Raw genomic sequence first — 12,154 nt, forward strand, 5'->3', positions numbered from 1 at the left:
TTCATGCTCATCTTGACGTTGGCGATGTCCACACCCGTGCCGTCCGACTTCACGCGGACCTTGACGTTGTAGTCCACGACACGCTTGACGGGTACAAGGATTTTCATGAGAAAGCTCTTTCCTGGTTTTGAAGAGTGAAAGGCTTAGCGGGCCAGGCCCGCGAGCCGCTCGTTGATCAGTGCATGGGCCTGGTCCATGATGCCGGTGATCAGCTGCGCAACCGTCGGCACATCGTGGATCAGGCCCGCGACCATGCCGCAAGACCAGACGCCCGCGTCCATGTCGCCGTCGTGCATGATGCGCGGATAGACGCCGGCCACTTCAGGCGCAATGTCGGCAAAGGTGATGGCCGCGCCCAGCTCGCGCTCTTTTTGCAGCAGGCGCTCGGTGGCGGAGTTGGTCAGCACGCGCTCGGTGTTGCGCAGCGGGCGCATGACCAGACGGGTGTCGAGCTCGCTGGCCGCGACGATGGCCTGCTTGACGTTGGCGTGCACGGGTGCCTCTTTCGTGGCGATGAAGCGCGTGCCCATGTTGATGCCTTCGGCGCCCAGCGCCAGCGCGGCCACCAGGGAGCGGCCGTCGGCCATCCCGCCCGAGGCGACAAAGGGAATCTTCAGTTCCTCGGCAGCGCGCGGCAGCAGGATGAAGTTGGGGATGTCGTCCTCGCCCGGATGGCCGCCGCATTCGAAGCCGTCCACGCTGATGGCATCGCAGCCGATGGCCTCGGCCTTGAGCGCATGGCGCACCGAAGTGCACTTGTGGATGACCTTGATGCCGGCTTCCTTGAGCGCGGGCAGCCATTTCTGCGGGTTGTTGCCGGCCGTCTCGACCACCTTGACGCCGCCTTCGATGATGGCCTTGACATAGCCCGGGTAGTCGGGCGGGTTGACCGAGGGCAGAAAGGTCAGGTTCACGCCAAAGGGCTTGTCCGTCATTTCGCGGCAACGCGCAATCTCGCGCGCCAGCAACTCGGGCGTGCGCTGGGTCAGGCCCGTGATGATGCCCAGGCCGCCCGCGTTGGAGACGGCGGCGGCCAGCTCGGCCAGGCCCACATGGTGCATGCCTCCCTGGATGATGGGGTGCTCTATGCCAAAGAGTTCGGTGATGCGTGTCTTCATGTCCTTGTCACTCCACTGCAATGCCCTTGTCGCGGATCAGCTGGCCCCAGCGCGTGTAGTCCTGCTGGATGCGCTGGCCCAGCTGGGCGGGATTCTGGAAAGTGGCGATGGCGCCCGCGTGGAGCAGCTTGCTCTGGACATCCTTGTCGGCCAGTATCTGCTGGACTTCGGAGGCGATGCGCTCGACCACCGCCTTGGGCGTGCCCTTGGGGGCGAGCAGACCGCCCCAGGAAACGGCGTCATAGCCCTTGATGCCCTGCTCGGCAATGGTCTTGATGTCGGGCAGCATGCTCACGCGCTGGGGCGAGCCCACGGCGATGGCTCGCAGCTTGCCTGCCTGAATATGAGGCAGCGCGGCCACGAGGTCGGCATACATGATGGGCACCTGGCCGCCGATGGTGTCGGTGATGGCGGGCACGCCGCCCTTGTAGGGCACATGCTGCATGTCGAAGCCGGCCATCTGCTTGAGCAGTTCCATGCTCAGGTGGCCGAAGCTTCCGGCGCCCGAGCTGGTGTAGTTGAGCGCTGATTTCTGAGCCTTGGCGTGGGCGATCAGGCTCTTGAGATCGGTGACATCGGGCAAAAGCGTGGGATTGACCACGATGACGATGGGCAGGTCATAGACCGTGGCCACGGGCGCGAAATCCTTGACAGTGTCGTAGCCGGCCTTCTTGTACAGATGGGGGGCCAGCAGCGTGGGCGTGGCCAGCATCATCAGCGTGTAGCCGTCGGCCGGACTCTTGGCGACCTGCACGGCCGCGATGGAGCCCGAGGCGCCGGGGCGGTTTTCCACCACCACGGTCTGCTTGAGACGCTCGCCCAGCTTCTGGCCCACGATGCGCGATGCCGTATCGGTAGGGCCACCGGCCGGAAAAGGCACGACCAGGCGCAGCATCTTGGCTGGCCAGTCGGTCTCGGCCAGTGCGCCGCCGGCCAGGCCGGCCAGCAACGGCGCTGCGGCCAGGGCCATAACGCTGCGCCGGCTGGTGCAGGCCTTAAGTGCGGGATTGCGCTTGTGCATGTAGTCTCCTGTCAAAGCTGTCTCAGCAGTCGTCGGTGGTGGCCCACTGCCGCAGGCCGTAAAAATCAGTCACTCAGTGATCCATGGCGCTGCGCGCCACCCACTGCCCATGAATCCGGCATGTCCCAAGGCAAGGGACACCGAGGAAGGGCCTACGCCGGCCGCGCCGCCCCGCACCGAGGGTGTCGCCCCCCTCCCGCAAAGCGAGAGAGGGCGCCGTGCACACGGGGGAAGGCGCGGGGCCGCCCAGGCGAAGCGACTCAGGGGGTTCAATCAAGCTTGGCGCCAGCCTGCTCGACCAGCGCCTTCCAGATCGGCATATCGCGCTGGTAGTTGTCGCGGAAGGCCTGGGGGCTGTTCATCATGGGTATGAAGCCAGCGCCCGTAATGCGCTCCAGCACCTTGGGGTCCTTGATGATTTCGCGCAGGTGGCCGTAGAGCTGGTCCACGACCTCCTTGGGCGTGCCGGCTGGCGCGCCCATTGCCACCCAGCCGTAGATCGAATAGGCGTCGTCGGTCACGCCCTGCTCGAAGATGGTCGGCAGCTTGGGCAGAATTTCCATGCGTTCCTTGCCGGTCACGCCAATGGCCTTGAGACGACCCGACTCAATGAAGGGCTTGGTGTTGAGCGCGCTGGAAAAGCACAGTTGCAGCTGACCGCCGATCAGCTCCTGGATCATGGGTGCCTCGCCCTTGTAGGCGGCATGGTTCATGTCGGCATCCATGGTCTTGCTCATATAGGCACCGGCCAGATGGGCATACGAGCCCACGCCCCAGGACCCGTACGAGAGCTTTCCCTTGTGCGCCTTCACATAGGCCAGCAGCTCCTTCATATTGTTGGCCGGCACCGAAGGATGGACGACCAGCGTGACGGGCGCTGCGGCGATCTGGCTGATCAGCGCGATGTCTTTTTGCGGGTTGTAGGGCAGCTTGGTGTAGAGGAACTGGTTGATCAGCATGGAGGTGCTGAGCGAGACCATCAGCGTGTGGCCATCGGGCGCGGCCTTGGCCACGGCCTCGGTGCCGAGGATGCCGGCCGCGCCGCCGCGGTTGTCGATGACCACGGGCTGGCCCAGGCGCTTGGCCAGGACCTCGCCGATGGTGCGCGCGATGATGTCGGTGGCGCCGCCCGCGTTGAAGGGCACGACCACGCGGATGGGCTTTGCGGGCCAGGCCGGCTTGCCTGCCTGCGCGAGGGCGCTGCCGGCGCCCGTGGCCAGCAGGCTGCCGCCGCCGATGGCGGCCAGCCCTTGCAGAAGATCGCGGCGTGTGACTGGGATGCTCATGGTTTGTCTCCTATGAAGTCGCTGTCTTTATCTGCCGTCTTGCGCGGCCTTTAATCTTGCTTTTGAGTTATTTATGGCTCTAGAAGATGTCCGCGGCCTGTGAGCCTGACACGGCCCAACAGGGACACCGAGCAAGGGCCGCCCCCGCAGCGAGGGTGTCGTCCCCTCCCGCGAAGCGAGAGAGGGGAAGCCGCACAGCGGCTCAGGGGGTGGGCTCCTGGGGCAGCGTGAGAACGCCCTTGGCTTGCAGGTCCTGCAGTTGCGCATCATCGAGCGTCAGCAGGCGCTGCAGCACTTCTCGCGTGCCCTCACCCAGCGTGGGCGGTGCATGGCGGATGGGCAGACGCTGGCCGTCCAGGCGGTAGGGCGGCGCGAACACGGGCGTGGCGCCGACCACGGGATGGGGCATGTCGCGCAGCAGCCCGCTGCGGCGCGTGCGCTCGCTGGTCAGGGCCTCGTGCAGGCCGGCCACACGGCCGCAGGGAATGCCTGCAGCCGTCAGGCGCTCCAGCAGCAGATCGCGCGGGAAGCTGCCAATCAGTGCCTTGAGCATGGGCAGCAACTCCAGCCGGTTCCTGGCCCGGTTGACGTTGGTGGAGAAGCGCTGATCCTCGACGATGTCGGGGCGCATGATGACTTGACGGCAGAACTTGTCGAACTGGCTGTTGTTGCCCACGGCAATGATCAGCGGGCCGTCGGCGGCCTCGTACATGCCGTAAGGCACGATGGAGGGGTGGGCATTGCCGTAGCGCTCGGGGTCGTGCCCCAGTTGCAGGGCATCCAGGCCGTAGTAGCCGGTGACCGTGATGCCGCTGTCGTACAGCGCCATCTCTATGAGCCGGCCCTTGCCCGTGCGCTCGCGGCGGAACAAGGCGGCCAGCACGGCCTGGGCTGCATACATGCCGGTTACCAGATCCACCACGGCCACGCCGAATTTGAGCGGCGGCATCCCTGCCTCGCCGTTGAGCGCCATCAGGCCCGCCTCGCCCTGGATCACCAGATCGTAGCCGGGGCGCTTGGCCTCGGGGCCGCTGCTGTCATAGCCAGCCACTGCGCAATAGATCAGGTCGGGCTTGATGGCCTTGAGCTGCTCGTAGCCCAGACCCAGCTTCTCGGCGCCGCCGGTCTTGAAGTTGTGGATGAGCACGTCGAACTGAGGCAGCAGTTCATGGAGGATCTTCACGCCCTCGGGCGTTTGCAGATCCAGCGTGATGGACCGCTTGTTGCGGTTCATGCTGTTGTAGTAGGTGGTCTCGGTCTTGCCGATGCGAATGCCCCAGTCGCGCGTGTCGTCGCCGCGGCCCGGGTGCTCGACCTTGACCACCTCGGCGCCGAAGTCGGCCAGTACCATGCCGCACAGCGGCCCGGCGAAGACGCGGGACAGATCGAGTACCTTCACTCCCTCCAGCGGGAAGTCGATGTCCTGGTTCTGTTCGGTATTGCTGTCGGCCATCTGCCTTGTCTCCTTGGAAAATCTTGGTTTGTTGAGCGCTCAAGCACGCAATTTGCTGAAGTCGGCGCTGCGCTTTTCGAGAAAGGCAGCAATGCCTTCACGGGACTCTTCGCTGCCCTGGGAGCGCACCATGTGCTGTGCCTCCAGCTCCAGCTGCTGCTCCAGCGTGTTGCGCGGTGCCTGGCGGCACAGGTCCTTGATCAGAGCCGTGGCCTGGTCCGGGCCGGTCGCGATCTGGGCGGCCAGCGCAACGGCATCGGCCAGAGCCTGGCCGGGCTCGGCCAGGCGATTGACGGGGCCCAAAGCGTGCATGCGTTCGCCGCTGATGCGCTCGCCGGTCAGGCACAGCTCGGTCAAGACCTGCCGCGAGACGAACTCGGCCAGAAAGGCTGTGGCGCCGCCGTCGGGCGTCAGACCCACTTTCACATAGGCCACGGAGAACAGGCTGTCGCGGGCGGCCACCAGCATATCGCAGGCCAGTGCCAGCGACAGGCCGGCGCCCGCCGCCGCGCCTTCGACGGCAGCGATGACAGGCTTGGGACAGTCGCGCACGGCTCGAATCAGGTCGTGCAGGCCTTCAAGCTTTTCACGGCGCTGCTCCACGGGCAGTTCGCGGCGCCTGGCCAGTTGGCGCAAATCGCCACCGGCGCAGAAATGCCCGCCCTCGCCCGTGAGCACGACCGCGCCCACACTGGCGTCAGCCGCAGCCTCCGCCAGCGCGGTCGTGACGGCCGCGTAGAACGCGGGCGACAACGCATTGCGCGCAGCCGGGTTGTTGTTGCTCAGCACCAGCACGGCAGCTTCGCGGCGGGTCAGCAGGACTTCACTCATCTTCGTTCTCCAGTTTTAGGCAGCACTTACCGCCTGTAGCCGACCCACTCCGCCAGGGACAGCCCGCCGGCCGCGCCGCAGCGAGGCTGTCGTCCCCCTCCCCTAGCGCGCAGCGCGTAGAGAGAGAGGGGGAAGGCGCAAAGCGACTCAGGGGGGAGCTCATTTCAGCTCAAGGCCATGAAACGCGCCAGATGATGGTCCTCGTCGCCAAACTGGTGGTCGATCATGATCAGTCGCTTGGCGTAATGCGCCAGCGGCAGCTCCCAGGTCATGCCGATGCCGCCATGCATCTGTATGCTTTCCTCGGCCACCAGGGTCCCCACCGAGCCCACGGTGTACTTGGCGGCAGACAGCATCTTCTCGCGCTGCGTGCCCTGGGCGTTGTCGATGGCATCGGCCGCATTGATGACGGTGGAACGCACCTGCTCCACCTCCAGCAACAGATCGGCCATGCGATGCTGCAGCGCCTGGAAGCTGCCGATGGCCACTCCGAACTGCTTGCGCGTCTGCAGATACTCCAGCGTGTTCTGCTTGGCCACATCCATGGCGCCCAGCGCCTCGGCAGCCAGCGCCAGCAAGGCAAAGCCCTGAACATGCTCGAGCACGCCATGGCCCTGGCCCTCGGCACCCAGCAGCGCATCCTCGGCCAGTTGCACATTCTCGAAAGTCAGCTCGGCGGCGCGGCCGCCTTCCATGCGGCTATAGCCGCGCTTGGCGATGCCGGCGGCATTGCCGTCGACCAGGAACAGGCTGATGCCGGCAGTATCGAACATGCCGCCTGCGGTGCGCGCGGACACCAGCAGCAGATCGGCTTTCTCGCCAAAGGCGACCACGCTCTTGGCGCCGTTGAGCACCCAGCCCGTGGCGGTCCTGGCCGCCGTGGCCGTGACCTTGTTGAGCTCGTAGTGGCTGCCCGGTTCGTCGTGCGCCAGAGCGGCGATCGCGCTGCCGGCGATGATGTCTTCCAGTTGGCGCTTTTGCGCTTCGGTGCCTGCCGCAATCAGGGCCTGGCCCACGACCAGCGCGCCCAGCAAGGGCTCGGCCACCAGGCCGCGGCCCAGCGACTCGAACACCACGCTGATGTCAAAGCCCGAGCCGCCAAAGCCGCCCTCCTCTTCCGGGAACAGCGCGCCGATCGCGCCCAGCTCGGCAAATTGCGCATACAGCGCGGGGCTGTGACCTTCTGCACCATAGGCCAAATGGTTGCGCTGTTCGATACCGTACTGCTCAGAAACAAAGCGGTTCAGGCTGTCCGCCAGCATGCGGCGGTCTTCGGTGTGTGTGAAGTTCATGACAAATTCTCTCTACCCAATCGAACGAATCGGTGTCGCATGCCACCGCCCGGTTCGCCAGGGACGCCCAGCAAGGGCCGCCCCGCAGCGAGGGCGTCGTCTCCCCGGGGGGAAGGCGCGCAGCGACTCAGGGGGATTTCACAAGCCCAGAATCATCTTGGAGATGATGTTCTTCTGGATTTCGTTGGAGCCGCCGAAGATCGACAGCTTGCGGTAGTTGAAGTAGTTGGCCGAGGCCGTGGCGGCTTCGTCGATACCGCCCAGGGGCGCCTGGTCATAGCCTTCGTACTGGGCCTCGTCGATATAGGGCACGGCATACACGCCCATGGCGCGGCGGATCAGCGACAAGATCTCCTGGCGGATCTCGGTGCCGCGGATCTTCAGCATGGAGCTCTCCGCACCGGGCACGCCGCCACCGGCCACGGCCGCGATCACGCGCAGATTGGTGGTCTTCATGTTCTCCAGGTCGATCTCGACACGGGCCATGCGGGCGGCGAACAGCGGGTCCTGGTTCAGCGGCTGGCCGTTCTTGTGAACCTTGGCGGCGATGACCTTGAGCTTTGCCAGAGCCGAGATGCAGAAGCCCACGCCCGCAATGCCGGTGCGCTCGTAGGTCAGCAGATACTTGGCATAGGTCCAGCCCCGGTTTTCCTCGCCCACCAGATTCTCGACCGGCACCTTCACATCGGTGAAGAAGACTTCGTTGACTTCCTTGTCGCCGTCCAGCGTGCGGATGGGGCGTAGCTCCACGCCGGGGCTGTTCATGTCCACCAGCAAAAAGCTGATGCCGGCCTGGGCCTTGGCTTCACGGTTGGTGCGCACCAGGCAGAAGATCATATTGGCGTGCTGGCCCTGGGTGGTCCAGGTCTTCTGGCCGTTGACGATGTAGAAGTCTCCATCGCGCACGGCCGTGGTCTTCACCGAGGCCAGATCGGAGCCCGCGCCGGGCTCGGAATAGCCCTGGCACCACCAGTCCTGCCCGCTCAGAATGCGCGGCAGCCAGTACTTTTTTTGCTGCTCGTTGCCGTACTTGATCAGCACCGGCCCCAGCATGTTCACGCCGAAGGGCACGATGCGCGGGCCGCCCGCCAGGGCGCACTCGGTGTCGAAGATGAACTTCTCGACCGCCCCCCAGCCCGGACCGCCATGCTCCTGGGGCCAGTGATTCGCATACCAGCCGCGCTCGTTGAGAATGGCATGCCACTCGTCCTGATCGGCCTTGCTCAGGCGCTGGCCGGCCTTGACCTTGGCCGAAATATGCTTGGGCAGCTTTTCCTTGAGAAAACTCTGCACCTCGGCGCGAAACGCCTCTTCCTGGGGGGTGAATTGCAAATCCATTGCTATTTCCTGGTAATCCATGGCGCAGCGCGCCTTTGCAGCCTCTGACACCGGCACGCTCTGAACCAGAGGCGCCGAGCAAGAGCCGTCTCGCAGCAAAGGCGTCGTCCCCCTCCCGAAGAGAGAGGGGGAAGCGGCGCCAGCCGCTCAGGGGGTGTTTAGAAAATCTCGAACAGGCCCGCAGCACCCATGCCGCCGGCGATGCACATGGTCACCACGCCCCACTTGACCTTGGGATTGCGGGCCTTGCGGCGCTGGCCTTCAAGCAGGATGTGGCCGGTCAGGCGTGCACCCGTCATGCCGAAGGGGTGGCCGATGGCAATCGCGCCGCCGTTGACATTCAGACGCTCGTTGGGAATGCCCAGTTGACGCTGGCAATACAGGGCCTGCGAGGCAAAGGCTTCGTTCAGCTCCCAGAGGTCGATGTCATCCACCGTAAGGCCGTGGCGCTTGAGCAGCTTGGGCACGGCAAACACCGGGCCGATGCCCATCTCGTCAGGCTCGCAGCCGGCCACGGCGAAGCCGCGGAAAGCGCCCAGGGGCTTGAGGCCCAGGCGCTCTGCCAGCCTGGCCTCCATCACCACGCAGGCGCTGGAGCCGTCGGACAGCTGCGAGGCATTGCCGGCCGTGATGAAGTTGCCAGGGCCCTTCACAGGCTCCAGCTTGGCCAGTCCCTCCAGCGTGGTGCTGGCGCGGTTGCAGTTGTCCTGCGTGGCCACCACGTCGCGGTAGGTGACTTCGCCGGTTTCCTTGTTCTTCTCCATCATGCGTGTAGAGCAGGCAATGATCTCGTCCTTGAACAGATCGGCGGCCTGGGCCGCAGCCGTGCGCTGCTGGCTTTGCAGCGAGAACACATCCTGGTCTTCACGCGTGATGCCATAGCGCTTGGCCACCACATCGGCGGTGTCGATCATGGCCATGTACAGCTCGGGCTTGTGCTCCACCAGCCAGGGGTCCATGTCGGTGGGCAGATTGTTGCCGGCCCGGATGCCGGAGATGGTTTCGATACCGCCGGCCAGCATCACGTCCACGCCCTCGGCCACGACACGCCCCGCCGCGATGGCGATGGACTGCAGACCCGAGGCGCAAAAGCGCGTGATGGTGGTGCCGGCGATCGATAGCGGCAGCCCGGCGCGCAACACGGTCTGGCGACCCAGATTGCGGCCCTGGAAGCCGTCGGGGTTGCCGCAACCCAGAATCAGGTCCTCGATCATTTCGGGATCGACACCCGAGCGCTCCACCGCAGCCTTGACGGAGAAAGCAGCCAGCTGGGCGGCAGGAGTGATGTTGAACTCGCCACGATGCGACTTGGTCAGCGGTGTGCGGGCGGTGGAAACGATAACGGCTTCACGCATGGTGCTTGTCTCTGTGAATGTTGAAAACTATTTTTGATAGCTGTCTTCGCTTGTCATTCATTGCTTTCAGATACTTTCCATACTGAAAACCATACAAATCAAGAGCTAGCAGCTACTTTTTTAAATTAACCGGGCGATAAAAACTGGCGCACTCCAAGCGCGAGACGCCGAGCAAGAGCCGCCTCGCGGCGGGGCCGCCCAGGCGATGGCGTCGTCCCCTCCCGAAGAGAGAGGGGAAGCCGCGCAGCGGCTCAGGGGTGTTACTTGTTCAGGCTTTCGAAGTTCTTGCCCTCGGCCACCAGCTTCTGCAGCAGCGGCGCAGGCTTCCAGAACAGCGCGTCTTCCTTGGCAAAGGCTTCGATATCGGCCAGCACCTTGGGAAGGCCCTGCATATCGGCCCATTTCATGGGGCCGCCGCGGTGGCGCGGAAAACCGTAGCCGGAGATAAAGGTCACGTCCACATCCAGCGGGCGCAGCGCAATGCCCTCGCCCACCACCTTGGCGCCTTCGTTGACCATGGCAGCCATGTAGCGGCGCATGATTTCCTCGGCCGTGAACGGGCGCGGCGTCACGCCCTTCTTGGCGCGCTCGGCATCGACAATCGCCAGCACCTCGGGGTCGGGCTGACCGATGCGCGCACCTTGCGGATAGAGATAAAAGCCGCGTCCCGTCTTCTGGCCGAACCAGCCGTTTTCACAGATGCGGTCGGCAATCTGCACATAACGGGCATTGGGGTCGCGCGTGGCGGCGCGGCGCTTGCGCGTGGCCCAGCCGATATCGCCACCGGCCAGGTCGGTGACCTGGAAAGGCCCCATGGCAAAGCCGAAACCGCGCACGGCTTCGTCGATCTCGTAGGGACTGGCACCGTCTTCCATCAGGTAGTCGGCGGCCTGCTTGTAGGTGGCCAGAATGCGGTTACCGATAAAGCCGTCGCAGACGCCGGCACGCACGGGCACCTTCTTCATCTTCTTGGCCAGCTCGAAGGCCGTGGTCACCACATCGGGCGCCACCTTGGCGGGCACGACGATCTCCAGCAGCTTCATGATGTTGGCCGGGCTGAAGAAGTGCAGACCGATCACGTCCTGCGGGCGGCTGGTGACGGCGGCAATCGCGTCGATGTCCAGATACGAGGTGTTGGTGGCCAGCACGGCGCCGCTCTTGCAGACGCGATCCAGCTCCTTGAACACGGCCTTCTTGACCTCCAGGTCTTCGAAGACCGCCTCGATCACCAGATCCACATCGGCAATGTCGTCATAGCGGGTCGAGGGCGTATAGCGCGCCATGATGGCGGCCTTGGCTTCCTCGCTCATGCGGCCCTTGGCAATCAGGCCGTTGTAGACCTTCTCCACATTGGCCTGACCGCGTGCGATGGATTCGGCATCGCGCTCGATCATGGTCACGACCAGGCCGGCATCCAGCGCCGAGACGGTGATGCCCGCGCCCATGGTGCCGCCACCGATGATGGCGATCTTGCTGAAGGCGCGCGGCTGGGCAGCGCGGGCCTCGGGAATCTTGGCCGTCTCGCGCTCGGCAAAGAAGGCGTGGATCAGGCCGGCGCGCTGCGGGCTGTCGATACAGGCCAGAAACTGGGCACGCTCGAACTTCAGGCCTTCCGCAAAAGGCAGATCCAGCGCGGCCTGCACGCAATCGATGATCTTCAGCGGCGAGAACAAACCGCGCGACTTCTTGGCCGTGTCGGCACGCAGCACATCGAGTTCCGCCTGGGCGGCTGCCTTGTCGGCCAGACGACCCGGCGCGGCGCTGACGGGACGCAGCGGCGCGCCCTGGGTCAGCAGTTCACGCGCATAGGCCAGGCCCGCGGCGACGGGGTCCGAGCCCTCTTCCAGCTTGTCCACCAGACCGGCTGCCAGTCCGGCCTTGGCACCGATCTGCTGGCCGCTGAGCATCAGCTCGGTTGCGGCCTTGACACCCATCAGGCGCGGTGCACGCTGGGTGCCGCCGGCGCCGGGCACCAGACCCAGAGAGACTTCGGGCAGACCCAGCTTCGCGCCAGGCAGCGCCAGACGGTAATGCGCCGACATGGCGATCTCCAGACCGCCGCCCAGTGCCGCGCCATGAATCACGGCCACCACGGGCTTGCTGCAGGCCTCGATACGGTTGCAGACATCGGGCAGGAAAGGCAGGACCGGAGGCTTGCCGAATTCGCGGATATCGGCACCGGCGATGAAAGCCTTGCCCTGACCCACGATGACCACGGCCTTGACCGCGGCGCTGGCATCGGCCTGTTCCATGGCCGCCATCAGACCCTGGCGCACGGCAGCGCCCAGCGCATTGACGGGCGGGTTGTTGACGCTGACGAGCAGGACGTCACCGTCTTGCCTGAGTTCGACGACAGAGGTGCTGGCTTGGGCGGTCATGCGAGTCTCCTGAATCTCTTTATGGAATGGGCTTTATTTTTACGACGACAATGTTTTCTAACAATCCCATGAATCATTGACA

At 64.8% G+C, this 12,154-nt stretch carries 9 protein-coding genes and 1 pseudogene; all 10 read right to left on the reverse strand.

Annotated elements, in window-relative coordinates:
- A pseudogene (locus ACWGXF_RS16560) lies at positions 1-107 on the reverse strand (electron transfer flavoprotein subunit beta/FixA family protein); the annotation flags it as partial.
- 36 nt (positions 108-143) lie between these two features.
- Positions 144-1,118, reverse strand: a complete 975-nt coding sequence (locus ACWGXF_RS16565; RefSeq protein ID WP_034405007.1) for an NAD(P)H-dependent flavin oxidoreductase — start codon at positions 1,116-1,118, stop codon at positions 144-146.
- A 7-nt stretch (positions 1,119-1,125) separates the two neighbouring features.
- Positions 1,126-2,139 carry a Bug family tripartite tricarboxylate transporter substrate binding protein gene (locus tag ACWGXF_RS16570; RefSeq protein ID WP_256631199.1) on the reverse strand — a complete coding sequence of 338 codons (1,014 nt, stop codon included), beginning with the start codon at positions 2,137-2,139 and terminating at the stop codon, positions 1,126-1,128.
- 269 nt (positions 2,140-2,408) lie between these two features.
- Positions 2,409-3,425: a Bug family tripartite tricarboxylate transporter substrate binding protein gene (locus ACWGXF_RS16575; RefSeq protein ID WP_256631200.1), complete on the reverse strand. Its 1,017-nt coding sequence runs from the start codon at positions 3,423-3,425 to the stop codon at positions 2,409-2,411.
- 202 nt (positions 3,426-3,627) lie between these two features.
- Positions 3,628-4,878 (reverse strand): CaiB/BaiF CoA transferase family protein, encoded by a 1,251-nt coding sequence (locus ACWGXF_RS16580; RefSeq protein ID WP_256631201.1) that lies wholly within the window; start codon positions 4,876-4,878, stop codon positions 3,628-3,630.
- Positions 4,879-4,917: 39 nt separating this feature from the next.
- Entirely contained in the window at positions 4,918-5,709 is a 792-nt protein-coding gene (locus tag ACWGXF_RS16585) for an oxepin-CoA hydrolase, alternative type (RefSeq protein ID WP_003062619.1), read from the reverse strand.
- Positions 5,710-5,873: 164 nt separating this feature from the next.
- Complete coding sequence (locus ACWGXF_RS16590) at positions 5,874-7,001, reverse strand: acyl-CoA dehydrogenase family protein (protein ID WP_256631202.1); 1,128 nt, start codon at positions 6,999-7,001, stop codon at positions 5,874-5,876.
- 138 nt (positions 7,002-7,139) lie between these two features.
- Positions 7,140-8,339, reverse strand: coding sequence for an acyl-CoA dehydrogenase family protein (locus ACWGXF_RS16595; protein ID WP_256631203.1), 1,200 nt, complete (start codon positions 8,337-8,339; stop codon positions 7,140-7,142).
- Positions 8,340-8,497: 158 nt separating this feature from the next.
- Positions 8,498-9,694: an acetyl-CoA C-acyltransferase gene (locus tag ACWGXF_RS16600; RefSeq protein WP_256631204.1), complete on the reverse strand. Its 1,197-nt coding sequence runs from the start codon at positions 9,692-9,694 to the stop codon at positions 8,498-8,500.
- Between the two features lie 260 nt (positions 9,695-9,954).
- Positions 9,955-12,072, reverse strand: coding sequence for a 3-hydroxyacyl-CoA dehydrogenase NAD-binding domain-containing protein (locus ACWGXF_RS16605; protein WP_452102134.1), 2,118 nt, complete (start codon positions 12,070-12,072; stop codon positions 9,955-9,957).
- Positions 12,073-12,154 lie beyond the last annotated feature (82 nt).

This window comes from Comamonas sp. HJ-2 (assembly GCF_053615495.1).